At 62.3% G+C, this 23,636-nt stretch carries 26 protein-coding genes; 17 read left to right on the top strand and 9 right to left on the bottom strand.

Translation table 11 applies throughout. The features are described 5' to 3' along the window. Positions 1-101 precede the first annotated feature (101 nt). From typA to ppa, 3 genes are all read left to right on the top strand, one after another. Positions 102-1,922, top strand: a complete 1,821-nt coding sequence (typA, locus tag AMK00_RS20125) for a translational GTPase TypA (RefSeq protein ID WP_064811516.1) — start codon at positions 102-104, stop codon at positions 1,920-1,922. Between the two features lie 200 nt (positions 1,923-2,122). Next, complete coding sequence (locus AMK00_RS20120; RefSeq protein WP_011427107.1) at positions 2,123-2,629, top strand: GNAT family N-acetyltransferase; 507 nt, start codon at positions 2,123-2,125, stop codon at positions 2,627-2,629. 147 nt (positions 2,630-2,776) lie between these two features. Continuing rightward, the gene (ppa, locus tag AMK00_RS20115) at positions 2,777-3,313 is read left to right on the top strand and encodes an inorganic diphosphatase (RefSeq protein WP_064805467.1); all 537 of its coding nucleotides are present in this window, start codon (positions 2,777-2,779) and stop codon (positions 3,311-3,313) included. 4 nt (positions 3,314-3,317) lie between these two features. On the opposite strand, the gene AMK00_RS20110 is transcribed toward ppa, so the two are convergent. Next, a complete protein-coding gene (locus AMK00_RS20110) occupies positions 3,318-3,629 on the bottom strand; it encodes a DUF167 domain-containing protein (RefSeq protein ID WP_064811515.1) in 312 nt (103 codons plus the stop codon). Then, a complete protein-coding gene (locus AMK00_RS20105) occupies positions 3,626-3,916 on the bottom strand; it encodes a YggT family protein (protein ID WP_011427104.1) in 291 nt (96 codons plus the stop codon). Before AMK00_RS20105 ends, AMK00_RS20110 begins: the two co-directional genes overlap by 4 nt. Positions 3,917-4,055: 139 nt before the next feature. Between AMK00_RS20105 and AMK00_RS20100 the strand changes: the two genes are divergently transcribed. Beyond that, complete coding sequence (locus AMK00_RS20100; RefSeq protein WP_064805464.1) at positions 4,056-5,288, top strand: MFS transporter; 1,233 nt, start codon at positions 4,056-4,058, stop codon at positions 5,286-5,288. 13 nt (positions 5,289-5,301) lie between these two features. On the opposite strand, the gene AMK00_RS20095 is transcribed toward AMK00_RS20100, so the two are convergent. From AMK00_RS20095 to hemC, 6 genes are all read right to left on the bottom strand, one after another. After that, a complete protein-coding gene (locus AMK00_RS20095) occupies positions 5,302-6,057 on the bottom strand; it encodes a glutamine amidotransferase (protein ID WP_064811780.1) in 756 nt (251 codons plus the stop codon). Continuing rightward, complete coding sequence (locus AMK00_RS20090; protein ID WP_064811514.1) at positions 6,044-6,529, bottom strand: tellurite resistance TerB family protein; 486 nt, start codon at positions 6,527-6,529, stop codon at positions 6,044-6,046. Before AMK00_RS20090 ends, AMK00_RS20095 begins: the two co-directional genes overlap by 14 nt. Positions 6,530-6,546: 17 nt before the next feature. After that, a complete protein-coding gene (locus AMK00_RS20085) occupies positions 6,547-8,157 on the bottom strand; it encodes a heme biosynthesis protein HemY (RefSeq protein WP_064811513.1) in 1,611 nt (536 codons plus the stop codon). A gap of 4 nt (positions 8,158-8,161) precedes the next feature. Then, positions 8,162-9,436, bottom strand: a complete 1,275-nt coding sequence (locus AMK00_RS20080) for a COG4223 family protein (protein ID WP_189637616.1) — start codon at positions 9,434-9,436, stop codon at positions 8,162-8,164. 68 nt (positions 9,437-9,504) lie between these two features. Beyond that, a complete protein-coding gene (locus AMK00_RS20075; protein WP_064811511.1) occupies positions 9,505-10,212 on the bottom strand; it encodes a uroporphyrinogen-III synthase in 708 nt (235 codons plus the stop codon). Positions 10,213-10,219: 7 nt separating this feature from the next. Further along, positions 10,220-11,149, bottom strand: coding sequence for a hydroxymethylbilane synthase (gene hemC / locus AMK00_RS20070; protein WP_064811510.1), 930 nt, complete (start codon positions 11,147-11,149; stop codon positions 10,220-10,222). A gap of 72 nt (positions 11,150-11,221) precedes the next feature. On the opposite strand from hemC, the gene tsaD reads away from it, so the two are divergent. Genes tsaD through AMK00_RS20045 form a run of 5 tightly spaced genes read left to right on the top strand, consistent with a single transcriptional unit; the run spans position 11,222 to position 14,687 of the window. Further along, positions 11,222-12,319 carry a tRNA (adenosine(37)-N6)-threonylcarbamoyltransferase complex transferase subunit TsaD gene (gene tsaD / locus AMK00_RS20065; protein ID WP_064811509.1) on the top strand — a complete coding sequence of 366 codons (1,098 nt, stop codon included), beginning with the start codon at positions 11,222-11,224 and terminating at the stop codon, positions 12,317-12,319. Beyond that, the gene (locus AMK00_RS20060; RefSeq protein ID WP_064805450.1) at positions 12,316-13,299 is read left to right on the top strand and encodes an NAD(P)H-dependent glycerol-3-phosphate dehydrogenase; all 984 of its coding nucleotides are present in this window, start codon (positions 12,316-12,318) and stop codon (positions 13,297-13,299) included. The genes tsaD and AMK00_RS20060 overlap by 4 nt, the downstream gene beginning before the upstream one ends. Before the next feature lie 10 nt (positions 13,300-13,309). After that, complete coding sequence (locus AMK00_RS20055; RefSeq protein ID WP_064805448.1) at positions 13,310-13,603, top strand: YciI-like protein; 294 nt, start codon at positions 13,310-13,312, stop codon at positions 13,601-13,603. A 2-nt stretch (positions 13,604-13,605) separates the two neighbouring features. Next, positions 13,606-14,037, top strand: coding sequence for an EVE domain-containing protein (locus AMK00_RS20050; RefSeq protein WP_064805446.1), 432 nt, complete (start codon positions 13,606-13,608; stop codon positions 14,035-14,037). Next, positions 14,034-14,687, top strand: coding sequence for a class I SAM-dependent methyltransferase (locus AMK00_RS20045; protein ID WP_064805444.1), 654 nt, complete (start codon positions 14,034-14,036; stop codon positions 14,685-14,687). Before AMK00_RS20050 ends, AMK00_RS20045 begins: the two co-directional genes overlap by 4 nt. Here AMK00_RS20045 and AMK00_RS20040 read toward each other — a convergent pair. Then, positions 14,684-15,190: a hypothetical protein gene (locus tag AMK00_RS20040; RefSeq protein WP_064811508.1), complete on the bottom strand. Its 507-nt coding sequence runs from the start codon at positions 15,188-15,190 to the stop codon at positions 14,684-14,686. The genes AMK00_RS20045 and AMK00_RS20040 overlap by 4 nt on opposite strands. A gap of 418 nt (positions 15,191-15,608) precedes the next feature. On the opposite strand from AMK00_RS20040, the gene sdhC reads away from it, so the two are divergent. From sdhC to sucC, 8 genes are all read left to right on the top strand, one after another. Beyond that, the gene (sdhC, locus tag AMK00_RS20035; protein ID WP_064811779.1) at positions 15,609-16,004 is read left to right on the top strand and encodes a succinate dehydrogenase, cytochrome b556 subunit; all 396 of its coding nucleotides are present in this window, start codon (positions 15,609-15,611) and stop codon (positions 16,002-16,004) included. A gap of 10 nt (positions 16,005-16,014) precedes the next feature. After that, positions 16,015-16,395 (top strand): succinate dehydrogenase, hydrophobic membrane anchor protein, encoded by a 381-nt coding sequence (sdhD, locus tag AMK00_RS20030; protein ID WP_064805439.1) that lies wholly within the window; start codon positions 16,015-16,017, stop codon positions 16,393-16,395. 7 nt (positions 16,396-16,402) lie between these two features. After that, positions 16,403-18,244 (top strand): succinate dehydrogenase flavoprotein subunit, encoded by a 1,842-nt coding sequence (sdhA, locus tag AMK00_RS20025; RefSeq protein WP_064811507.1) that lies wholly within the window; start codon positions 16,403-16,405, stop codon positions 18,242-18,244. A gap of 18 nt (positions 18,245-18,262) precedes the next feature. Then, positions 18,263-19,042: a succinate dehydrogenase iron-sulfur subunit gene (locus tag AMK00_RS20020; RefSeq protein ID WP_011427088.1), complete on the top strand. Its 780-nt coding sequence runs from the start codon at positions 18,263-18,265 to the stop codon at positions 19,040-19,042. Between the two features lie 466 nt (positions 19,043-19,508). Continuing rightward, on the top strand, positions 19,509-20,024 hold the full coding sequence (locus AMK00_RS20010; RefSeq protein ID WP_064805435.1) for a protease inhibitor Inh/omp19 family protein: 516 nt from the start codon (positions 19,509-19,511) through the stop codon (positions 20,022-20,024). Between the two features lie 79 nt (positions 20,025-20,103). After that, on the top strand, positions 20,104-21,267 hold the full coding sequence (gene zapE, locus AMK00_RS20005) for a cell division protein ZapE (protein WP_064811506.1): 1,164 nt from the start codon (positions 20,104-20,106) through the stop codon (positions 21,265-21,267). A gap of 176 nt (positions 21,268-21,443) precedes the next feature. After that, positions 21,444-22,406 carry a malate dehydrogenase gene (mdh, locus tag AMK00_RS20000; RefSeq protein ID WP_010034465.1) on the top strand — a complete coding sequence of 321 codons (963 nt, stop codon included), beginning with the start codon at positions 21,444-21,446 and terminating at the stop codon, positions 22,404-22,406. Positions 22,407-22,440: 34 nt separating this feature from the next. Further along, complete coding sequence (gene sucC / locus AMK00_RS19995) at positions 22,441-23,634, top strand: ADP-forming succinate--CoA ligase subunit beta (RefSeq protein ID WP_064811505.1); 1,194 nt, start codon at positions 22,441-22,443, stop codon at positions 23,632-23,634. Positions 23,635-23,636 lie beyond the last annotated feature (2 nt).

Raw genomic sequence — 23,636 nt, 5'->3', positions numbered from 1 at the left:
CGCGACCCCCTTTCGCAATCGCGAAAAAAACGGTAAGAGCGCGCCAAACGTAAATGGCGCGTCCACTAGGCGTAGCGCCCCAGCCTCAGAGATTATGACATATGGCACTTCGCAACATCGCGATCATCGCGCACGTTGACCATGGCAAGACCACTCTTGTTGACGAGCTTCTGAAACAGTCCGGCTCGTTCCGCGAGAACCAGCGCGTCATGGAACGCGTGATGGACTCCAACGACATCGAAAAAGAGCGCGGCATCACCATTCTCGCCAAGGCGACCTCGATCGAATGGAAAGACACCCGCATCAACATCGTCGACACGCCCGGCCACGCCGACTTCGGCGGTGAAGTCGAGCGCATCCTGTCGATGGTGGACGGCGCGATCGTTCTCGTGGATGCCGCCGAAGGCCCGATGCCGCAGACCAAGTTTGTCGTCGGCAAGGCCCTCAAGGTCGGCCTGCGCCCGATCGTCGCCATCAACAAGATCGACCGTCCCGACGCCCGCGCCGACGAAGTGGTCAACGAAGTGTTCGACCTTTTCGCCGCGCTCGATGCGACCGACGAGCAGCTCGACTTCCCGATCCTCTACGGTTCCGGCCGCGCCGGCTGGATGAACTACGATCCGGCAGGCCCGACCGACGAAGGCCTGGCGCCGCTGCTCGACCTCGTCGTCAAGCACGTGCCCGAGCCGAAGGTCGAGGAAGGTCCGTTCCGCATGATCGGCACGATCCTCGAGGCCAACAACTTCCTCGGCCGCATCATCACCGGCCGCATCGCTTCCGGTTCGATCAAGCCGAACCAGGCCGTCAAGGTTCTCGGCCAGGACGGCAAGCTGATCGAACAGGGCCGCATTTCCAAGATCCTCGCCTTCCGCGGCATCGAGCGCCAGCCGATCGAAGAGGCGCATGCGGGCGACATCGTCGCGATCGCCGGCCTCTCCAAGGGCACCGTCGCCGATACATTCTGCGATCCGTCGGTCACGGAAGCCCTGAAGGCGCAGCCGATCGACCCGCCGACCGTCACCATGTCCTTCATCGTCAACGACTCGCCGCTTGCCGGCACCGAAGGCGACAAGGTGACGAGCCGCGTCATCCGCGACCGGCTGTTCAAGGAAGCCGAAGGCAACGTTGCCCTCAAGATCGAGGAAAGCGCCGACAAGGACTCGTTCTTCGTCTCCGGCCGTGGCGAACTTCAGCTCGCCGTTCTGATCGAAAACATGCGCCGCGAAGGCTTCGAGCTTGCCGTTTCGCGTCCGCGCGTCGTCATGCACAAGGATGAGAGCGGCCAGCTGCTTGAGCCGATCGAAGAAGTCCTGATCGACGTCGATGAAGAACATTCCGGTGTCGTCGTCCAGAAGATGTCCGAGCGCAAGGCCGAGATGGTCGAGCTTCGTCCGTCGGGCGGCAATCGCGTCCGTCTGGTGTTCTATGCGCCCACTCGCGGCCTGATCGGCTACCAGTCGGAACTGCTGACGGATACGCGCGGCACGGCGATCATGAACCGCCTGTTCCACAGCTACCAGCCCTACAAGGGTGAGATCGGCGGCCGCGTCAACGGCGTGCTGCTCGCCAACGAAGCCGGTGAAGCCGTGGCCTACGCCCTGTTCAACCTGGAAGACCGCGGCCCGATGATCATCGACGCCGGCGAAAAGGTCTATATGGGCATGATCATCGGCATCCATACGCGCGATAACGACCTTGAGGTTAACGTGCTGAAGGGCAAGAAGCTGACCAACATCCGCGCCGCCGGCAAGGACGAAGCCGTCAAGCTGACCCCGCCGATCCGTATGACCCTGGAGCGCGCTCTCTCCTGGATCCAGGAAGACGAACTGGTCGAGGTCACGCCGAAGTCCATTCGCCTGCGCAAGATGTATCTCGACGCCAACGACCGCAAGCGGTTCGAAAAGACCAAGGCGGCCCTCTAAGAGCTCAGTCATTACCGCTTTCAAACCCCGGCCTTCGAGCCGGGGTTTTTTATTGTGCGCTGCGCTGATTCCGACTTGTGACAATCGTTAAAAAAGCGTTAAATTTTATCCGTCGTCCACATATCAAGTCTGTGGGCAATCGATCACGATGCGCTCGCCGCATATGGTTAATTGCCCGCGGCAGGACCAGAGTAAACGTTATGAAGACGTTGTCGATCGATGTCCGGCGGGCCGAACCGCACGATGCCCGAGCCATTTCGGAAACGCACAGGCTCGCCTGGCAACACACCTATGCGGGCATCATTCCGCATCGCGCGCTGACGCAGATGATCGAGCGGCGCGGCGAAAACTGGTGGCGCAAGGCAACACGCGGACCCGCGACATTGCTGGTTCTCGATGTCGCGGGGACGGTCGCCGGCTATGCGACGCTCGGTCTCAATCGTGCCCGCGCCCTGCCGCAGGAAGGCGAAATCTACGAGCTTTATCTTCGCCCCGAATATCAGGGCATCGGTCTCGGCCACATGCTGTTCGGCGAGGCGCGCCGACTGTTGAAGTCGCTCGGCTGCAACGGGCTGGTCGTCTGGTGCCTTGAAGAAAACGAGGCCGCCAGCCGCTTCTACCGCCATCACGGCGGGACCGATTTCTGCGAAGGCATGGAAAATTTCGACCACAAGCAGTTGAAGAAGATCGGTTTCATCTGGAACTGATCGGCCTGCTCGAGCGTCGCATGCCTCTCCTCTAAAGTTTTTGCGGCATCACGCCGGTGTCATCACGCATCGGTGATCTGCCGTGTTGCGTTGCGAGATGAAACTGATTATCAGGCTTCGAGCAATTCAACCCCGCGGGAGTATCCTATGCGCATCGACGCCATTTCAATCGGTAATAATCCACCTGAAGACGTCAACGTTATCGTCGAGGTTCCTGTTGGCGGTCATCCGATCAAGTATGAAATGGACAAGGAGGCCGGCACGCTGGTCGTCGATCGTTTCCTCTACACGCCGATGACCTATCCGGGCAATTACGGTTTCGTACCGCACACGCTGTCTGAAGATGGCGACCCGATCGACGTGCTGATCGCCAGCACCCGGCCGCTGGTTCCGGGCTGCGTCATCAACGTCCGTCCAATCGGCGTCCTGAAGATGGAAGACAATTCCGGCAAGGACGAGAAGATCATCGCCGTGCCGTCGCCGAAGCTGACGCTGCGCTATGAGAAGGTGAAGGACTTTACCGATCTTCCGGAGATCACGCTGAAGCAGATCGAGCATTTCTTCGAACACTACAAGGATCTGGAGCCCGGCAAGTGGGTGAAGATCTTCGGCTGGGGCGATTCCAAGGAAGCCGGCCAGCTCATCATCGAAGCCGTCGAGCGGGCCAAGAAGGCGAAGGGCTGACCCCTCAGCCTAATAGCGCTTCGAGCTTTTTTACCAAATCCTCCGGGTCGCCCTCGATCCGGAGGATTTTTTTGCGCGCCGTCTCGCCGGAGACGAGGCTGATGCTGGATTTCGGAATGCGCAGCGACCGGGCGATCAGCAGGATCAGCGCCTTGTTGGCCTTGCCCTTCTCGGGCACTGATGTGACGCGCGCCTTCAACAGGGTCTCGCCGTCGCCATCCTCCTCGATGCCATCGATCGCGTCACGCCCGCCATTCGGCGTCAGCCGAACGGCCAGGCGCAAGTGATCGCCGGAAAATCTCCAGGGAGGGCTCAAGCGACCAGCGGGTATAGCGTGGTCCAAAGGAAGGTACGCAGGAAGAAGATGATCACCAGCAGGATGATCGGCGAAATATCGATGCCGCCGAGATTCGGCAGCAGACGGCGGATCGGCTTCAGCGCGGGTTCGGTGACATTGTAGAGGAACATGCCGACCGAATTGACGAACTGGTTGCTGGAATTGATGACGTTAAACGCATAGAGCCAGGAGAAAACGGCACTGGCAATCAGTATCCAGGTGTAAATATTCAAAACCAAATCAATGGTTTGAAACAAGGCAAACATCGTCGTCTCCAATTGGTTGTTGACAGACATGTAGACATTGGCGACTAAACGGGCAAGTGCCGTGTCGAAACGCATGGCAGATCATGTTTAACGGGCGGCCTCGCAGCCATTCCGGCGCCCGCTTCCTCGGACAAGGCCCATGTCGTTTTCGCCCACCGGAGACCGTTTCGCCGCGTTTCGGCATTCGTCCTACACGCGCTTCTTCTTCGCGCGCTTTCTGCTTTCCTTTTCGCAGCAGATCGTCAGCGTCGCCGTCGGCTGGCAGATGTACGACCAGACCGGCAAGGCGATCTATCTCGGCCTGATCGGTCTCGTGCAGTTCCTGCCGTCGCTGCTGCTCATCCTCGTCACCGGTTCGGTCGCCGATCGGCACAATCGCCGGGCCATCGCCGCTCTTTGCTCGCTGGTAAGCGCGCTCTGCACGCTGGCGCTGCTGATCATGACGGCGACGGAGACCTTCGCGCCCTGGCCGGTCTTTGCGGTGCTCCTTATTTTCGGGATCGAGCGTGCCTTCATGTCGCCGGCAGTGCAGTCTCTCGCACCCAATCTCGTGCCCGAGCACGCCCTTTCCAATGCGATCGCCTGGAATTCATCGTCCTGGCAGCTAGCGGCGATCACCGGGCCTGTTATCGGCGGCCTGCTCTACGGGGTCAGCGCGACGACCGCCTATACGGTGGCGGTCATCTTTTCCATCCTCGGGGCGGCTCTTCTCTTCATGATCCCGAAGCCGGAACAGAAGACGACGGGTGAGGCCAAGAGCTGGGCGATGATTCTCGGCGGCTTCAGTTTCATCCGTGCGGAAAAAGTGGTGCTCGGCGCGATCTCGCTCGATCTCTTCGCCGTTCTGCTCGGCGGCGCCACTGCGCTGATGCCGATCTTCGCCCGCGATATTCTGACGCTTGGCCCCTGGGGCCTTGGATTGCTGCGCGCAGCACCGGGCCTTGGGGCTATCGTCATGGCGATCTTCCTCGCCGCCTACCCGCTGAAACACCGCGCCGGCCTCTACATGTTCATCGGCGTTGCCCTGTTCGGTGTCGGCACCATCATCTTCGGCGCCTCGACCAATACCGAAATTTCGATCGCAGCCCTTGCGCTGATGGGCGCGGCCGATATGGTGTCGGTCTATGTGCGCGAGAGCCTGATCGCGCTCTGGACGCCGGATCAGCTCCGCGGCCGGGTCAATGCGGTCAACATGGTCTTTGTCGGCGCTTCGAACGAACTTGGAGAGTTCAGGGCGGGCACGATGGCATCGGTCTTCGGTGCTGTGCCGGCAGTCATCATCGGCGGGATCGGAACTCTGGCGGTTGCGGCGATCTGGGCTTCCAGTTTCCCGAAGCTGCGCCGGATCGACACGCTCGACGCGCCTGCCTGACCGCTAAACGGAATTATGCGTGCAGAGTAATAGACGGTCTCGCCTTCGCCGACTTTCCCTCAAAGACGAGATCGAGGAATTCTGTCAGCCAGGCTCTCAGCGGCGCGTCGAACAGCATGCGGCCTTCGAGGTGTTCGCGGCCCTGCTGGGCGTTCGGCAGAATGAAGCGGTGCGCGCCGTGCACGACCCAGCGATGCATCATCACCCGGGTGAGCTCGGCATGGAACTGCAGGCCCCAGGCGTTGCCGTCGTAATGGAAGGCCTGGTTCGGGTAGGCATCGCCTTCGGCGAGCAGATCGGCGCCGTGTGGCAGCTCGAAACCTTCGCGGTGAAAATGATAGACCATCTTCGGCCAGTGCATCAGCAGGCGGCCCTTCTCGGTCGGGTGCAGCGGGTACCAGCCGATCTCCGTCGAGCCGTCGGCATTCGGCTGCACCTTGCCGCCGAGATGACGCACTAGCATCTGGGCACCGAGGCAGATGCCGAGAAAAGGGCGTTTTTCCCGTAGCGGGACCTCGATCCAGTCGATCTCCTTCTTGATGAAGTCATCCGGATCGTTGGCGCTCATCGGTCCGCCGAAGACGACGGCGCCGGCATGATCTGCGAGCGTCGTCGGAAGCGGATCGCCGAGGACCGGGCGACGGATGTCGAGGCAGTAGCCTTTTTCGACCAGCAATTGCCCGACACGGCCGGCACTGGACCGCTCCTGATGCAGGACGATAAGGATCGGGCGCCGGTCGCGGTCCGGATTTTGCTCAGTCGGCATCATCTTGCGCAACCTGGATATCCGTGACCCTGGCGGCCGCCTCCTGCCGCTTCTGGATGCGTTCGCGTGAGGAGACCCCGAGCAGATCGGCGATACGCCAGATGACATGGTCTTCCATCTCGCTGCGCTCGCCATCGGCGTAAACGATGTCCCAGAGAATGCCGATCAGCTCCAGCCGTTGCTCGGTATCGAGATGGCGTTTCAGGTCGGCGGTGAAGCGATAGTAGTCGACGGCGGTGCTTTCGGCTTCGAGGCCGGCGGCCATCAAAGCATCGAGCTGCTTGCTGTCGAGCGAATACTGCTCCTTCAAGAGCTTGCGCAGCCGCTTCTTTTCACTGGCCTTGATCTGACCGTCGGCCTCCATGACCTGCATGCACAGCGCTGCCACTGCGATGCGCGGGTCATCGGGAGCAAAGCCTTTCTTCGGGCGGTCGGCGGTGAGCTTCTGGAAGAATGCCTGAAAGCGTTCGAACATGCGGGTTTCGTTCCGTGTCAGAAAAGGCGAAGCCGTGTCTTGGGTTCCGGTTCCGTCCTGGGATCGCGAACGCCGGGATCATCCGGCAGTCCGCCGAAAAAGGGCTTTGCTTCGTTCGGTGCTGGCGCTTTGTCGCTGGCGGTGGATTCGACGGGTTTCGGCTTTGCCGGTGCCGGTGCCGGGCGCACGGCCTCGGCGATCGTCGCGGCGCGTTCCAGCTCAATGATGCGGTGATCGTTGACCGGGCTTTCCGGCTTGACGTCACGCAGCGGCGGCAGGGTCTTCAGGGCGTTTTCGATCGAGGCGGGCGCCGACCCGTCTTCGAGCGGCCCCTCGATCTGACCGAAGGGCGCCTTCCATTCGAAGGCGTCGAGACGACCCGTGACCGGCGACACCGGCAGCCATTTGTCGGAGACGAAACCATCGGCCACCCAGGCGGGATCGCGCGGGGCTTTCAGTGCCTGGGCCAGCCAGTGGCGCACGCGGCCCTGGTCGCCGGACTCGGCTTCCTCGATGTCGGCCAGGAGCAGGAAGGCGGCTTCACGCGGCTCAATACGCGCCGCCGCTTCCGCCTTGGCGCGCGCCTTGGCGAATTCCTGCGCGTCGAGCGCCGCCTGGGCGACGATGAGAAGAGATTCGACATTGTTCGGGCGCATCGTTTCCAGCCGCTCGGCGCGCTTCAGCCGGTCGAGCGTGGAATCGCCGCTGCGGGCTCTGACATAGGTCTGGCCAATCTCGGGATGAGGCGCCGATTTCCACACCTGTTCGAGGATCGAAGCGGCCTTGCGCAGACCGCCTTCGCGGAACAGTGCCTTTGCGGCAATGAGAGCGGCCGGAACGAAATCGGCGGCGAACTTCAGCGCCTGCAGGGCGTCGTCGCGGGCGCCGGCCGGGTTGCCTTCCAGCTTCTCGGCGGCGCGTGCCGTCAGGAGCACGGCGTGCAGGCGGTTGGCCTCGGGTTTTTCGACGACGCGGGCGGCCTTCTGTTGCTCGAGCAGACGGATCGCATCGTCCCAACGGCCGGCCTGGCTGCGATATTCGAGAGTCGCCTGGGCGGCCCAGGGCAGATAAGGGGCATTGTCGGCGGCCTTTTCGGCATATTGGCGGGCGGCCTCGTTGGCTCCGAGGCGGCGGGCTTCGAGATAGAGGCCGCGCAGGCCAAGCTCCCGTGTTTCCGGGTCATTGGCCATGGCCTCGAATTTGGCGCGCGCTTCGTCATGGCGGCCCTCGATCAGCGCGGCCTGAGCCTCTAGCAGGTTGATCAGCGGCTCCTGATCGGCGCGGATGAGGCCGCGCGAGCGAGCGGCCATCTTGCGGGCGAGTAATGCATTGCCTGCGCCGGCGGCGATCAGGCCGGTCGACAGTGCCTGATAGCCGCGGTCGCGCTTGCGGGCACGGAAATAGCGGGTCACCGAATGCGGCGAAGTCCAGACCAGGCGAACGAACCACCAGGCGATCATCACGGCGGCGATGAGGGCGATGATCGCGCTGACGGCGACGATCAGCTTGGTCTGGTAGATCTGGCCCTCCCAGATCAGCGAGATGTCGCCGGGACGATCGGCGAACCAGGAGAAGCCGTAGGCGAGAGCCAACACGAAGAGGGCGAAGACGACAAGACGGATCAGCATGGTCTTATCCTTCCTTGCCTGTGCCGGAAACCGCTTTCGACAGCGCCCCGCCAACCAGCTCCTCGACACGGATGCGCGCCTCCAGAGACTGTTTGAAGGCGGCGGACGCCTGCTTGCCGGGGGCCGGTAGAGCGTTCCATTCGGCGGAAGCTCCGGGCAGATCGCCGTTCTTCACCTTGTCCTCCAGGCGGGCGGCGATCGCTTCGACGCTCTCACCTTCGATATTGCCGACCGGACGGACCTTGACCAGCGATTTCGCGCTCGCCATCAGCCGGTCCGACCAGCTCTGGTTCGGGTCCGGCTGGTTGACGGTTTCGACGATTGTGGTCGCAACGTCGGGAACCTGGCGCATCAGTTCGGCGCGCGAGGGAACGCCTGTCTCGGCAAAGCCACGCAGGTCGGTGACGGCAGGATCGTCGGGCGCGACGCCGGCGAAGGTGTCGAGTTCGGCCAGGAACGGCCCGCCACGATCGATCGCTGCCTTCAGCGCGGCTGCCGCGATCGCCCGCGCGACGGCAACATCCTCGCGCGGCTCGTTGAGTTTCTTTTCGGCCTCGGCGAGGCGCTTGTCGATATCGGCGGCGCTGCTCGTCTGCTGGTCGGAGGACTGCGCAAGTGTCGAGCGCAACTGGTCGACCTGACTGCTCAGCTCTGCAATCTTCTGGTTGAGCGCCTCGACATTTGCAGGATCGGCCGACGGCGCCGCCGCGGGGTTCTTCGCAGCCGTTTCCAACGCGGCGACCCGCGTCTCAAGCGCGCCGTCGCCCGCGCCTGCGGGATTGGCGGCAAGGTTGGCGACGGTCTGTTTCAAGCCGTCGATTTCGCCGGAGAGATCGGCGATCTCGGGCGAGGAGGTCTCAGGTGCGGAGGAACCGGGGAGGTAACCGGCATATTGAATGACGCCTGCACCAAGCAGCGCCACGAGGCCGCCGAAAATGCCGGCGGCGATAAGACCGGAGGTGCCGGCGCCCCGCGGAGCGGGCTGTTCGGCAGGGGGCGTGGAGGACGGTTCGGCGGCTGCCGGCGTCTCCTCTTCCTCCTCCGGCTCCGATTCGGGCTTGTTTTCAGGTTCAGGCTGCGACGCCGCTTCGGTTTCGGGCGGCGGACCGAGATCCGCAGGGGGGCTATCGGCGTCGCCGGAATCATTGTTCACCGGCTTTTCGGTATCGGCTTCGGAGGCGAAGTCCTGTGCATCGAGGTCGATCGTGACCGGCTCATCGGCGCTCTTCGAATGGCGTGGCGGGTTTCCCGATACCATGAGGTCCTCTTTATCCTGCATTGCAACGAAACTAGACAGTGATGCCAATTAAGGGAAGAGGTTAGATCAAATTTGGGCGGCTAAAGCATTCAAAGCAGCGACAAAAGACTTTGCTCATCCGGCATGGACGAAATCGCCACGGTTTTTTTCAGGGACATCGGAATGGCCTGCGCCACTGCTTCGCTCAGGCAGAGAAGGCGGATTTCGCGGTGTTCCGACAGGGCTGATCGCAGCTCCGCCAGGTGAAAAAAATCTTCCACCGTCTGCCGGGAATAGAAGAGAACGGCGTCAGGGCGGCCGCCGGAAAAGAGAGCTTCGATCTCAGTCGGGCTCGGAGCAACCGGCGTCATGCGATAGCATTCGGCGACCGAAAAGCAGATCCCGAGTTGGCGCAATCTTGTTTCGAACGTTTCGGCGCGCGGCATGCCGGCGAGGTAGAGTAACTCTTCTGTTGTCTGTGCGGCGACGAGATCGGCGAGATCGCGGCCGTTGCCTGCGGACGCGGCGACCGAGCGGAAACCGAGGCGGCGCGCCTCTTGCGCGGTCATCTCGCCGACCGCAAACAGCGGACGGAGAAGATGCGGACGAAGTTTCTCGCCGAGCGCGGACACGACCCTGACGGCTTCGGCGCTGGTCACCGCGATCGCGCCGCTGGTGGCTTCGAGTGCGCCTGCAGCTGCGGCACTGTCGTGCCGTGGCCGGCGCAGCGGCAGCAGCAGCGGCTCGTGGCCCATATCGCGCAGACGTTGTGCTGTTCTTGTCGCTGAATGCGCGGGGCGGGTGACGAGCACACGCATGGCCGCTTCAGTGCCAGTCGTCGAAGAAGGTACTGCCGGCTCTTGCGCGCACGTCCTGGCCGGCGCGGGTGCCGAGTGCGGCCGCATCGCGGCGGTGGCCGTCGGTCGTCACCGCATGCTGGCTGCGGCCGTCGGGCGTGAGGATCAGGCCGGAGAATCGAATCAGGTCGCCCTCGCAGACGGCATAGCCGGCGATCGGTGTGCGGCAGGAGCCGTCGAGAGCAGCGAGGAAGGCGCGCTCGCAGGAGACAGTGTCGAAGGTCGCGGCATCGTTGACCGCCGCCAGCAGGTCATCGATTTTTGTGTCGCCGACGCGGCTTTCGATGCAGATCGCCCCCTGCGCCGGCGCCGGTGGGAAGGTGTCGGGGTCGAGGATATCGGTGATCACCTCGACCTTGCCGAGGCGTTTCAGGCCGGCCAGCGCCAGCAGGGTCGCATCCACCTGCCCTTCTTCGAGCTTGCGCAGGCGGGTTTCGACGAGGCCGCGGAAGGTGATGACGTTGATGTCGGGCCGCATGCGGCGGATCAGCGCCTGGCGGCGCAGCGACGAAGAGCCGACGGTGGCGCCATGCGGCAGGTCAATGAGCTTGCGCGCGGTGCGGCCGACGACGGCGTCGCGGATATCCTCGCGCGGCAGATAGGCAGACAGGTGAAGGCCGTCCGGCAGATGCGTCGGCATGTCCTTGGCGGAGTGCACGGCAAAATCCAGCGCGCCTGACACAAGCTTCTGTTCGAGCTCCTCGGTGAAGAGACCCTTGCCGCCGATCTCGGCCAGCGACCGATCGGTGATGCGGTCGCCCCTGGTGGTCAGCACGACGATCTCGAACATCTCTTCAGGCAGGTTGTGCGCCGCCATCAGCCTGTCGCGGGCCTCATGCGCCTGGGCAAGCGCCAACGGGCTGCCCCGCGTGCCGATCCGGAAAGGTTTTGTTTGCATCCGCTCTGTTCCGTTGTTACCGGAATTCTCGTAAACGGGTTTCCGTTCCATCGCAATGAATGAACAGGCCACATGGTTCCCTTTCTGCGCATCCTCGGCATCGAAACAAGCTGCGACGAAACCGCCGCAGCCGTCGTCGAGCGCGATGCGGAGGGGCATTGCAACGTCCTGTCGGATGTCGTGCTTTCCCAGCTCGACGAGCACAGCGCCTATGGCGGCGTGGTGCCGGAGATCGCCGCGCGCGCCCATGTCGAGGCGCTGGACGAGCTGATCGAGCAGGCGTTGAAGCGCGCCAATGTGTCGCTTGATGATGTCGACGCCATCGCCGCCACTTCAGGGCCGGGCCTGATCGGCGGACTGCTTGTGGGATTGATGACCGGCAAGGCGATCGCCAGGGCCGCCGGCAAACCGCTCTACGCGGTCAACCATCTCGAGGGCCATGCGCTGACGGCGCGGCTGACCGACGGGCTCTCCTTTCCCTATCTGGTGCTGCTGGTCTCCGGCGGCCATACCCAGCTGATCCTGGTGCGCGGTGTCGGACAGTATGAACGTTGGGGCACGACGATCGACGATGCGCTCGGCGAAGCTTTCGACAAGACGGCAAAGCTGCTCGGCCTGCCTTATCCCGGCGGTCCGGCGGTGGAGCGGATGGCGCGCGACGGCAATGCCGATCGCTTCGATTTTCCGCGCCCGCTCGTCGGCGAGGCGCGGCTCGATTTCTCCTTTTCCGGTCTGAAGACGGCGGTGCGACAGGCGGCGCAGGAGATCGCGCCGCTCAGCGATCAGGACGTGGCGGATATTTGCGCCTCGTTCCAGCGGGCGATTTCGCGCACGCTGAAGGACCGCATCGGCCGCGGCCTGCAGCGGTTCAAGAAGGAGTTCCCGACGACCGGCGAGAAGCCGGCGCTGGTCGTTGCCGGCGGTGTCGCCGCCAATCTCGAACTGCGCGCGACGCTGCAGGCGCTCTGCGACAAGAACGGCTTCCGCTTCATTGCGCCGCCGCTCAGCCTCTGCACCGACAATGCGGTGATGATCGCCTGGGCGGGGCTCGAGCGCATGGCGACGGGCGTAGCGCCTGATACACTCGACGTGCAGCCGCGTTCGCGCTGGCCGCTCGATGCCAATGCGGAAAGGCTGATCGGCTTTGGCAAGAGAGGAGCCAAGGCATGAGCGAAAAGATCGTCGTCATCGGATCGGGCGCTTTCGGGACGGCACTTGCCGCCGTCATCGCCCTTGCCGGCCGCAGCGCCGTGACGCTCGTCGGACGCAAGCCATCGCTGATGGCCGATCTGAAGAGCGAACGGCTGCATGATGCCGTGCTGCCCGGCATTGTCCTGCCGGAATCGCTCGAATTCTCCGCCGAGGCGGAGGCGGTCGCCGACGCCTCGATCGTGCTTTTTGCGATGCCCTCGCAGGCGCAGGCCGATGCGGCGCGGCAATATGGTCCCTATATGTCGAAGGATGCCGTTGTCGTCACCTGCGCCAAGGGCATCGAGCGGACGACGGGCAATCTTTTGACCGACATGCTGGAGCGGGAACTGCCGGACCATCCGGTTGCGGTTCTCTCCGGTCCGGGATTTGCCGCCGATATCGCCAAAGGACTGCCGACGGCGATGGCGATCGCGGCTGATGACATGGAGACGGCCGAGCGGCTCGCTCAGGCGATCTCCGGGCGGACCTTCCGGCTCTATGCCTCCACCGATCGCATCGGCGTGCAGCTCGGCGGCGCGCTCAAGAATGTACTGGCGATCGCCTGCGGCATCGTCGAAGGCCGCGGCATCGGTGAATCCGCCCGTGCGGCATTGATTGCCCGTGGTCTCGCGGAAATGTCGCGTTTCATCGTGGCCAAAGGCGGTCAGGCCGATACGGTGCGCGGACTTTCCGGTCTCGGCGATCTGGTGCTGACGGCGACGAGCCATCAATCGCGGAACCTGCGTTTCGGCATTGCGCTCGGGCGCGGCGAAAAGACCGATCCCGCGCACGGCGCGCTGGTGGAGGGTGCGTTTGCCGCTTCCGTCGCCTCCCGGCTTGCCGCGGAGCTTTCGATCAGCATGCCGATCACCGATGCCGTTTCCGCCATCATCGACGGCAGGCTCGATATATCGGACGCCATCGAGCAGTTGATGACGCGTCCAATCACCACCGAATAGGAGAATAGACATGCTTTTCGCCCTGCTCTGCAAGGACAAGCCGGGACATCTGAACGTCCGCATAGAGACGCGGCCGACGCATCTTGCCTATCTCGACAAGCTCAATGCCGAAGGCAAGCTCTCCATGGCCGGCCCTTTCCTTGACGACGAGGGCAAAGCCTGCGGCAGTCTGGTGCTTGTCAAGGCGGAGACGGCACAAGAGGCAAAGGCGCTCGCCGATGCCGATCCTTACGCCATGGCCGGTTTGTTCGAAAGCGTCGATATCAAGCCCTTCAACTGGGTCTTCAACAAGCCGGAGGCGTGAGCATGGCGCATTGGCTCTATAAATCCGAACCTGCCTCCTGGTCCTGGGAGCAGCAAAAGGCCGCAGGCGAAAAGGGCACGGAATGGACCGGCGTGCGCAACTATCTGGCGCGCAACAACATGCGGGCGATGCAGATCGGCGACAAAGGGTTCTTCTACCATTCTAATGACGGGCTGGAGATCGTCGGCATCGTCGAAGTCGCAGCGCTGTCGCATCCCGACTCCACCGCCAAGGGCGACCCGAAGTGGGATTGCGTCGATATCCGCGCCGTCATGGACATGCCGAAGCCGGTGACGTTGAAGGACGTCAAGGCGAACCCGAAGCTCGCCAAGATGTCGCTCGTCACCTCCATGCGCCTTTCCGTGCAGCCGGTGACCGATGACGAATGGGCCGAAGTCTGCCGCATGGGCGGGCTCGACAATCCGCCGCGTTGAAGACCGATCCGGAAGCCTTCATCCGCGCCAATACCAGTCTGATGGCGCCGCCGCATGTGCCGGAGATTTCGCTGCATCTTGCCAGCGAGGCGCATGAGCTCTGGCTGAAGACGGAGGAGGAGCTGGAAGCGATCGGCCTGCCGCCGCCTTTCTGGGCTTTTGCCTGGGCGGGCGGGCAGGGACTGGCGCGCTACATCCTTGATCACCCGGAGATGGTGCGCGGCAAGCGTGTGCTGGATTTTGCCAGCGGCTCCGGCCTCGTCGGCATTGCCGCGATGATGGCCGGTGCGCGTGAGGTGACGGCCGCCGATATCGATCCCTGGGCGGAGACGGCGATCCGGCTGAACGCCAAGGCCAACGGCATTCTTCTCGGATTTACCGGCGCCGACCTGATCGGACAGGATATCGACGCCGATATCGTGCTTGCCGGCGACGTCTTCTATGACCGTGCCTTCGCCGAAGCGCTCGTTCCCTGGCTGACGAGGCTGACGGGGCAAGGCATATTGGTTCTGGTCGGCGATCCCGGGAGAAGCTATCTGCCACGGGAACAACTGGAATTCTGTGCGGCCTATCAGGTACCGGTGACGCGGGCGCTTGAGGACAGCGAAATCAAGAAGACGACGGTCTGGCGCTTCGGCTTAAGATCTTAAGGCCGGATCACGCAGACATTGGCCTCGTAGCTGCAGGGATCGTCCTGGACGGCGACGTCGATGACCTTCGCTTTTGGCGCCTGGGGCGCGAGCCGTGCGGCCGGATAATACCCGTAGCCACTGCCGCCGACATAAGTCCCGCCATCGATGTGATAGGCATAGGAGCCGGCATAAGTGTCGCCGCTGTCGCCACCCGGCGGCTGGGGCGCGAAGATGACCAGGCTGCTGCGGGCGACACGATTTGTCGCGGGGGACGAAAACTGTTTCAGGAACGGCATCCGCCCCCTGTCGTGTCGGCGAATATAGGCATTGTCGAAACGGATGCCGCGATCGCGCCAGCCGAGACGTTGTCCGAGAAGCAAGCCGTTGTGCAAGGCGTGGCGGTGGCCAAGGAAACGATGATCGCCGAAGCGATGATCGAAACGGCGCTCGCCGGCGGCGGCAGGCAAGGCGACAAGCGCGGCGAGCGCAAGCAGGGCGACTGCAGACAGACTACGAAACATGGATGCCAGCCTCCGGAATTCCCGATCGTTAACAAATCGTTAATGCCCAGATTGCGCCAAAAGCCGTGGCTTGTCCATGCGGCTGGGAAGAACGGCATAAATATTGAGCCGAAAAGACCAGTTTCGTGGGCGCGGTTCAGCTTTTCGCCGAAGCGCAGAACCGCTCTAACCTTTTGTTCTTACGCAATTCCGGGCGGAAAATCTCTTCGCAGCTTTTCTGGAATTGCTCCCGCCCGCAAACTTCGCGGTAACCCGAATCGATTAAATTAAAAGCTGACGGCGATTGTGCTTGTCGTCGGGCTTTCCGGTGAGTAAACGTCGCAATTGATGCAACGCACACAGAGAATTTTGTCATTCGTGTGGTTGACTGAGCATGCTCCGAAATCCGGGAGCGCAGAGAAGCCGCCGCGAGGTTCTGATGGCGAACGTGACAAATAACCGGCCCCTGTCGCCGCATTTGCAAGTCTATAAACTTATTCCCACCATGGTCATGTCGATCGTCCACCGCATCACCGGTGGTGCGCTCTACGTCGGCACGCTGCTCGTCGCCTGGTGGCTGATTGCGGCGGCAAGTGGCCAGAGCTCTTACGACTGGGCCAACTGGGTGCTCGGCAGCCTTCTCGGCAAGCTCGTACTGCTCGGCTACACCTGGGCACTGCTGCACCACATGCTCGGCGGTTTCCGCCACCTCATGTGGGATCTCGGTTACGGCTTCGAGAAGGAAGTCTCGACCAAGCTCGCCATCGCCAACGTCATCGGATCGCTCTGTCTGACCGTGCTGGTCTGGGCGATCGGCTTCCTCATTCGCTTCTGAAGGTCCTCTCATGGATATGCGCACCCCCCTCGGCAAGGTTCGCGGGCTCGGCTCCGCCAAGGAAGGCACAAGTCACTTCTGGCGTCAGCGGCTGACCGCCGTCTCCAATATTCCGTTGATCCTCTTCTTCGTCATCTTCATGATCACCTATGCCGGCGCGCCCTATGCGGATGTGGTTCGCGCCCTGTCGAACCCCTTTGTCGCTGTCGTCATGGGATTGATGGTGATATCGGGCGTCATCCATATGAAGCTCGGCATGCAGGTGATCATCGAGGATTACGTGCATGCCGAATTCGGCAAGATCGCTCTGCTGATGCTGAACACGTTCTTTGCGATCGTGATCGCCAGCCTCTGTCTCTTCGCCATTCTGAAAATCGCATTCGTAGGATAAGCTCGACATGGCACCGACTTCACCCGCCCAGAACGGCAAGGCCTACAAATATGTCGACCACTCCTATGACGTGATCGTCGTCGGCGCCGGCGGCGCGGGCTTGCGCGCGACGCTCGGCATGGCCGAGCAGGGTTTCCGCACCGCCTGCATCACCAAGGTGTTCCCGACCCGCTCGCATACCGTTGCGGCCCAGGGCGGCATCGCCGCCTCGCTGCGCAACATGACGCCGGACAGCTGGCAGTGGCATCTCTATGACACCGTCAAGGGTTCCGACTGGCTCGGCGACGTTGACGCCATGCAGTATCTCACCATGGAAGCGCCGAAGGCGGTCTATGAGCTCGAGCATTACGGCGTGCCGTTCTCGCGCAACGAGGAAGGCAAGATCTACCAGCGCCCGTTCGGCGGCCACATGCAGAATTACGGCGAGGGTCCGCCGGTGCAGCGCACCTGCGCCGTTGCCGACCGTACCGGCCATGCCATCCTGCATACGCTCTACGGCCAGTCACTGCGCAACAACGCCGAATTCTTCATCGAATATTTCGCGCTCGATCTGATCATGTCTGAGGACGGCAGCCGCTGCACCGGTGTCGTCGCCTGGTGCCTCGATGACGGTACGATCCATCGCTTCGCTGCAAAGATGGTGGTGCTGGCGACCGGCGGCTACGGCCGCGCCTATTTCTCGGCGACCTCGGCCCATACCTGCACCGGTGACGGCGGCGGCATGGTGGCACGCGCCGGCCTGCCGCTTCAGGACATGGAATTCGTGCAGTTCCACCCGACCGGCATCTACGGTTCGGGCTGTCTGATCACCGAAGGTGCGCGCGGCGAAGGCGGTTACCTCGTCAACTCCGAGGGTGAGCGCTTCATGGAGCGTTATGCACCTTCGGCCAAGGATCTTGCCTCGCGCGATGTCGTCTCGCGCTGCATGACGCTGGAGATCCGCGAAGGCCTCGGCGTCGGCAGGAACAAGGACCACATCTTCCTGCATCTCGACCATCTCGATCCGGCGGTTCTGCACGAACGGCTGCCAGGGATTTCCGAAAGCGCCAAGATCTTCGCCGGCGTCGACGTCACGCGCGAACCGATCCCGGTTCTGCCGACCGTGCATTACAATATGGGCGGCATTCCCACCAATTACTGGGGCGAAGTGCTGAACGCCGACGCCGCCAATCCGGAGCGGATCATCCCCGGCCTGATGGCTGTGGGTGAAGCCGGCTGTGCCTCCGTGCACGGCGCCAACCGCCTCGGCTCCAACTCGCTGATCGACCTCGTGGTCTTCGGCCGCGCCGCCGCGATCCGCGCCGGCGAGGTGATCGACCGCGCGGAGCCGATCCCGCATCTCAACGTGGCCGCCTGCGACAAGATCATGGACCGCTTCGACGGCCTGCGTCACGCCAGCGGCGGCACGCCGACGGCTGTGCTGCGCGAGAAGATGCAGCGCGCCATGCAGGAAGACGCCGCCGTCTTCCGCACGCAGGAATCGCTGGAATCCGGTTGCCGGCGTATTTCGGCGATCTGGGGCGAAATGAAGGACATCAAGGTCACCGACCGGTCGATGGTCTGGAACTCCGATCTCGTGGAAACGCTCGAGCTGCAGAACCTGATGGCAAACGCCATCACGACGATCTACGGCGCCGAGGCCCGCAAGGAGAGCCGCGGTTCGCACGCCCGCGAGGATTACACCGAGGGCGCATTCTCCGGCCGCGACGACGTCAACTGGCGCAAGCATACGCTCGCCTGGGTGAGCGAGGCAGGTGAGGTGAAACTCGACTACCGGCCTGTTCACACCGAGCTGATCGCCGAAGGCATCGATCCGCACAAGATCGAGCCGAAGGCGCGCGTCTACTGATATCAAGAGGAACCTGGCATGGTTGAACTCGCTCTCCCCAAAAATTCCCAGATGCGCGAAGGCAAGGTCTGGCCGAAGCCGGCCGGTGCGACCAACACGCGCGAATTCCGCGTCTACCGCTGGAGCCCGGACGACGGCCAGAATCCGTCGATCGACACCTTCTACATCGATGTCGACGATTGCGGCCCGATGGTGCTCGACGGTTTGCTCTACATCAAGAACAAGATCGACCCGACGCTGACGCTGCGCCGCTCCTGTCGCGAAGGGATCTGCGGTTCCTGCGCGATGAACATCGACGGCACCAACACGCTTGCCTGCACCAAGGGCCTCGACGATATCACGGGCGCGGTGAAGATCTATCCGCTGCCGCATCTGCCTGTCGTCAAGGATCTGGTGCCCGATCTCAGCAACTTCTACGCCCAGCATCGCTCAATCGAGCCCTGGCTGAAGACGGTGTCGCCGACGCCGGCCAAGGAATGGAAGCAAAGCCATGAGGACCGGCAGAAGCTCGACGGTCTTTATGAATGCATCCTCTGCGCCTGCTGCTCGACCTCCTGTCCGAGCTACTGGTGGAACGGCGACCGTTATCTCGGTCCGGCCGTTCTGCTGCAGGCCTATCGCTGGCTGATCGATTCCAGAGACGAGGCGACCGGCGAACGTCTCGACAACCTCGAGGATCCGTTCCGCCTCTACCGCTGCCACACGATCATGAACTGCGCGCAGACCTGCCCGAAGGGCCTCAACCCGGCCAAGGCAATCGCCGAAATCAAGAAGATGATGGTCGAGCGCCGGGTCTGATTGGTATGCATGCCACTCGACTGGACGGCTTCGATCCCGGAGCCGTCGCGGAGATCACGCATCGGTTTGGCGATCGAAAGCGGCAAACGCGCCTGGGGCTTTCCGTCTCCCGATCATCATGGTGCCGGGAAGGTTGCAGCAAATTATGTCGGGCTTATGCGGCAACATTTTCAAGACCACGGCGAAGCCGGTGCGGTTATTCCTGCGAAGCTCGTTCGAGCGCTATGCAGAGACATGGCGGGAGTTTGGCAGAAATCCTGGCAGAGATGAGCGTGCGCAACACCTTGCTGACAAATTCTATGTGCAGGAAGTTTTGCAGCAGGGCAGTTGAACTGTATCGTTTTTCGGTTAGGTGTTGTCACGGGCAATTTCTGCAACCCGACTTGATTAACCAAAGCGAATTACGATAATCGAACTTGTCTCACGCCCGTTCTTTGCGGCGATAGCCGAATTCAGGAGTATGATGATGCAGTTGCGATATGCGATGACAGGTCTGGTGGTGGCTCTCGCGCTAGCCGGTTGTCAGCGTACGGCATATGATTACAGCTCCAACTCGAACGCCGGGCCGGCGCCGTTGACGGCGCAGCCTGTCCCCTCCGTCCAGGGCGGCCAGCTTCCGCCGCCGACCGGCAGCTCGCAGTTTCCGGCCGCGCCGACGGCGACGGCACCGATGCCTGGGGCACAGTCCGGCGCCATGGCTGCGAATGCGCTCGACGTCACCAAGGAATCGATGGTCGGAAGCTGGCGCGTCAACGGCAGCTGCGACATGTTCCTGACACTCACCAATCTCGGCAGCGGATCGCGCGGCGGCACGCGCGGCTGCGTCGGCGAGCTGACGGCGATGGGCTCCTGGGAAGTCGCAGGCAAGCAGGTGCTGCTCAAGGACCGTTCGGGCAACCAGATCGGCAGCGTCTACAAGACGGCCGATAACCGCTTCCAGGGCCAGACGAATACCGGTCAACCGATCAGCCTCAGCCGGTAATTACCGGCGCGGTAATCCAACCGGCGCGGTAAACGATCCGGCGGCGCCCCGCCGATGACCGACAGGCGGACATGCCCTTATGCAGCCAATGCCAGATTATGCGCTCAGCGTCTGCGAACAGCTTAAATCGCTGACGCTTTCCGGTGTTTTGCAGGTCGATTCCGCCCAGATGGATGTGGCCAAAAGCCTGGATCGGGTGCTCGCTGGGTTGAAACAGCAACGACCGGCGGCGAAATCGAGCGCGCTCGGTTGGCTGTTCGCCTCGAAGAAGAAAGCCGCAGGCGGCATCAAGGGGCTCTATATCCACGGCAGTGTCGGACGCGGCAAGACCATGCTGATGGACATGTTCTTCTCGATGGCGCCGTGCAAGAAGAAGCGCCGGGCGCATTTCCACGAATTCATGGCGGATGTGCACAATCGCATCGCCGCCCACCGGCTGAAGCTCAAGAACGGTGAGACGAAGCAGGCCGATCCGATGCCGCCGGTGGCCGCAGCGCTTTACGAGGAAGCGGAATTGCTCTGCTTCGATGAGTTCACCGTCACCGACATTGCCGACGCGATGATCCTGTCGCGGCTGTTTTCCGAGCTCTTTTCGCGGGGATGCGTGCTGATCGCGACCTCGAATGTCGAACCGGACAATCTCTACAAGGATGGGCTCAATCGCGGCCTGTTCCTACCCTTCCTCGCTCTGCTGAAACAGCATGTCGATGTCGTCACACTGGATTCGCCGACCGATTACCGGATGGAGAAGCTGAACAGCCAGCCGGTCTATCTCGTTCCGATCAACGAACATAACGACATGGCGATGGAGGCATCCTGGACGCAGGCGCTGCATGGGCGCAAGGCGCAGCCGCTCGACATCCCGATGAAGGGGCGATCCATCCACGTGCCGCTTGCCGCCGACCGGATGGCGCGCTTCTCTTTCGCCGATCTCTGCGACAAGCCGCTCGGGGCCGCCGACTTCCTGGCCATCGCCAAACGCTTCGATATGGTCTTCCTCGATCACGTTCCCTTGCTCGGGCCGGAGAAGCGGAACCAGATCAAGCGTTTCATCATTCTGGTCGATACGCTCTACGATCATGCCGTGCGGCTTTACATATCCGCGGCGGCGTTGCCGGAGAACCTGCTCGTCCATCGGCGGGGCGCCGAGGGCTTTGAATTCGATCGCACGGCCTCGCGCCTGTTTGAGATGCGGAGCGCGGAATATCTTGCGCTGCACCATGAGAAACGCGCCGCAGAGTAACGATCCAGTGACAAAATATCTTACGTTTACGTAAGAATTTTAGTATCTAAACGATTGAAAATGCTGCATCAAAATTAATAGATTGCCATTTTTAGCCTTTGGGTCTATGCGAGTGCGTCATTGGGCGGTGCCTTCAAGCGTCGTTCGACGAATTTGATCGCAAAGGAAACAGCGAAATGGCGCGTAACAAGATCGCACTCATTGGTTCTGGCATGATTGGTGGCACGCTGGCGCATCTCGCCGGCCTGAAGGAGCTGGGCGACATCGTCCTCTTCGACATCGCCGACGGCATTCCCCAGGGCAAGGGCCTCGATATCGCACAGTCCTCCCCGGTCGAAGGCTTCGATGCCAATCTGACCGGCGCCAGCGACTATTCGGCGATCGAAGGCGCCGATGTCTGCATCGTCACCGCCGGCGTTCCGCGCAAGCCCGGCATGAGCCGCGACGACCTTCTCGGCATCAACCTCAAGGTCATGGAGCAGGTCGGTGCCGGCATCAAGAAGTATGCCCCGAACGCCTTCGTCATCTGCATCACCAACCCCCTCGACGCCATGGTCTGGGCGCTGCAGAAGTTTTCCGGCCTTCCGGCCAACAAGGTCGTCGGCATGGCCGGCGTTCTCGACTCCTCGCGCTTCCGTCTCTTCCTCGCCAAGGAATTCAACGTCTCCGTTCAGGACGTGACGGCCTTCGTGCTCGGTGGCCACGGCGACACGATGGTGCCGCTCGCCCGCTACTCGACGGTCGGCGGCATTCCGCTCACCGACCTCGTCACCATGGGCTGGGTCACCAAGGAGCGCCTCGAAGAGATCATCCAGCGCACCCGTGACGGCGGCGCCGAGATCGTCGGCCTGCTGAAGACCGGTTCGGCCTATTATGCACCGGCTGCCTCGGCGATCGAAATGGCCGAATCCTACCTCAAGGACAAGAAGCGCGTCCTGCCTTGCGCGGCCCATCTGACCGGCCAGTACGGCGTCAAGGATATGTATGTCGGCGTTCCCACCGTCATCGGCGCCGGCGGCGTCGAGCGCGTCATCGAGATCGACCTCAACAAGACCGAGAAGGAAGCCTTCGACAAGTCCGTCGGCGCCGTCGCCGGTCTTTGCGAAGCCTGCATCAACATCGCGCCTGCCCTGAAGTAATCGGCGCTGAAGTAATCGAAACAGGGATAGACCCATGAACATTCATGAATATCAGGCCAAGACTCTGCTGAAGGGCTATGGCGCACCGGTTGCCGAAGGTGTGGCAATTCTCAAGGTTGAAGAGGCCGAGGCGGCCGCCAAGTCGCTTCCCGGCCCGCTTTACGTGGTCAAGAGCCAGATCCATGCGGGCGGCCGCGGCAAGGGCAAGTTCAAGGAACTGTCGCCGGAAGCCAAAGGCGGCGTACGTCTCGCCAAGTCGATCGAAGACGTCGTTGCCAACGTCAAGGAGATGCTCGGCAACACGCTGGTGACTGCGCAGACCGGCGTAGCCGGCAAGCAGGTCAATCGCCTTTATATCGAAGACGGCGCCGACATCGAACGCGAACTCTACTGCTCGCTGCTGGTCGACCGCTCGGTCGGTAAGGTCGCCTTCGTCGTCTCCACCGAAGGCGGCATGGACATTGAAGCTGTCGCCCACGATACGCCCGAGAAGATCCAGACCATCGCCATCGATCCAGAAGCCGGCGTGACGGCTGCCGACGTCGCCAAGATCTCCGCCGCTCTCAAGCTCGAAGGCGCTGCCGCAGAAGACGCCAAGTCGCTCTTCCCGCTGCTCTACAAGGCCTTCAACGAGAAGGACATGTCCCTTCTGGAAATCAACCCGCTGATCGTCATGAAGAATGGCCATCTGCGCGTCCTCGACGCCAAGATGTCGTTCGACGGCAATGCGCTCTTCCGTCACGACGACGTCCGGGCGCTGCGCGACGAGACCGAAGAAGACGCCAAGGAAATCGAGGCTTCCAAGTGGGACCTCGCCTATGTTGCGCTCGACGGCAATATCGGCTGCATGGTCAACGGCGCGGGCCTCGCCATGGCGACGATGGACATCATCAAGCTCTACGGCAAGGAGCCGGCCAACTTCTGCGACGTCGGCGGCGGCGCCGGCAAGGAGAAGGTCGCTGCGGCGTTCAAGATCATCACCGCAGACCCCAAGGTCGAAGGCATTCTCGTCAACATCTTCGGCGGCATCATGAAGTGCGACGTCATCGCCGAGGGCGTCATTGCCGCGGTCAAGGAAGTCGGCCTCAAGGTTCCGCTTGTCGTGCGCCTTGAAGGCACCAATGTCGAGCTCGGCAAGAAGATCCTGAACGAGTCGGGTCTCGCGATCACGGCGGCTGACGACTTGGACGATGCGGCCAAGAAGATCGTCGCGGCGATCAACGGCTAATT

It is taken from the genome of Rhizobium sp. N621, assembly GCF_001664325.1.
GTDB lineage: Bacteria > Pseudomonadota > Alphaproteobacteria > Rhizobiales > Rhizobiaceae > Rhizobium > Rhizobium esperanzae.
This window is presented reverse-complemented; position numbering and strand designations above follow the sequence as displayed.

Excerpts from the sequence above, each read along its gene's own strand:
- typA (WP_064811516.1), top strand. The coding sequence starts at position 102 with ATGGCACTTCGCAACATCGCGATCATCGCGCACGTTGACCATGGCAAG.
- AMK00_RS20120 (WP_011427107.1), top strand. The coding sequence starts at position 2,123 with ATGAAGACGTTGTCGATCGATGTCCGGCGGGCCGAACCGCACGATGCC.
- ppa (WP_064805467.1), top strand. The coding sequence starts at position 2,777 with ATGCGCATCGACGCCATTTCAATCGGTAATAATCCACCTGAAGACGTC.
- AMK00_RS20105 (WP_011427104.1), bottom strand. The coding sequence starts at position 3,916 with ATGTTTGCCTTGTTTCAAACCATTGATTTGGTTTTGAATATTTACACC.
- AMK00_RS20100 (WP_064805464.1), top strand. The coding sequence starts at position 4,056 with ATGTCGTTTTCGCCCACCGGAGACCGTTTCGCCGCGTTTCGGCATTCG.
- AMK00_RS20095 (WP_064811780.1), bottom strand. The coding sequence starts at position 6,057 with ATGATGCCGACTGAGCAAAATCCGGACCGCGACCGGCGCCCGATCCTT.
- AMK00_RS20090 (WP_064811514.1), bottom strand. The coding sequence starts at position 6,529 with ATGTTCGAACGCTTTCAGGCATTCTTCCAGAAGCTCACCGCCGACCGC.
- AMK00_RS20085 (WP_064811513.1), bottom strand. The coding sequence starts at position 8,157 with ATGCTGATCCGTCTTGTCGTCTTCGCCCTCTTCGTGTTGGCTCTCGCC.
- AMK00_RS20080 (WP_189637616.1), bottom strand. The coding sequence starts at position 9,436 with ATGCAGGATAAAGAGGACCTCATGGTATCGGGAAACCCGCCACGCCAT.
- AMK00_RS20075 (WP_064811511.1), bottom strand. The coding sequence starts at position 10,212 with ATGCGTGTGCTCGTCACCCGCCCCGCGCATTCAGCGACAAGAACAGCA.
- hemC (WP_064811510.1), bottom strand. The coding sequence starts at position 11,149 with ATGCAAACAAAACCTTTCCGGATCGGCACGCGGGGCAGCCCGTTGGCG.
- tsaD (WP_064811509.1), top strand. The coding sequence starts at position 11,222 with ATGGTTCCCTTTCTGCGCATCCTCGGCATCGAAACAAGCTGCGACGAA.
- AMK00_RS20060 (WP_064805450.1), top strand. The coding sequence starts at position 12,316 with ATGAGCGAAAAGATCGTCGTCATCGGATCGGGCGCTTTCGGGACGGCA.
- AMK00_RS20055 (WP_064805448.1), top strand. The coding sequence starts at position 13,310 with ATGCTTTTCGCCCTGCTCTGCAAGGACAAGCCGGGACATCTGAACGTC.
- AMK00_RS20050 (WP_064805446.1), top strand. The coding sequence starts at position 13,606 with ATGGCGCATTGGCTCTATAAATCCGAACCTGCCTCCTGGTCCTGGGAG.
- AMK00_RS20040 (WP_064811508.1), bottom strand. The coding sequence starts at position 15,190 with ATGTTTCGTAGTCTGTCTGCAGTCGCCCTGCTTGCGCTCGCCGCGCTT.
- sdhC (WP_064811779.1), top strand. The coding sequence starts at position 15,609 with ATGGCGAACGTGACAAATAACCGGCCCCTGTCGCCGCATTTGCAAGTC.
- sdhD (WP_064805439.1), top strand. The coding sequence starts at position 16,015 with ATGGATATGCGCACCCCCCTCGGCAAGGTTCGCGGGCTCGGCTCCGCC.
- sdhA (WP_064811507.1), top strand. The coding sequence starts at position 16,403 with ATGGCACCGACTTCACCCGCCCAGAACGGCAAGGCCTACAAATATGTC.
- AMK00_RS20020 (WP_011427088.1), top strand. The coding sequence starts at position 18,263 with ATGGTTGAACTCGCTCTCCCCAAAAATTCCCAGATGCGCGAAGGCAAG.
- AMK00_RS20010 (WP_064805435.1), top strand. The coding sequence starts at position 19,509 with ATGCAGTTGCGATATGCGATGACAGGTCTGGTGGTGGCTCTCGCGCTA.
- zapE (WP_064811506.1), top strand. The coding sequence starts at position 20,104 with ATGCAGCCAATGCCAGATTATGCGCTCAGCGTCTGCGAACAGCTTAAA.
- mdh (WP_010034465.1), top strand. The coding sequence starts at position 21,444 with ATGGCGCGTAACAAGATCGCACTCATTGGTTCTGGCATGATTGGTGGC.
- sucC (WP_064811505.1), top strand. The coding sequence starts at position 22,441 with ATGAACATTCATGAATATCAGGCCAAGACTCTGCTGAAGGGCTATGGC.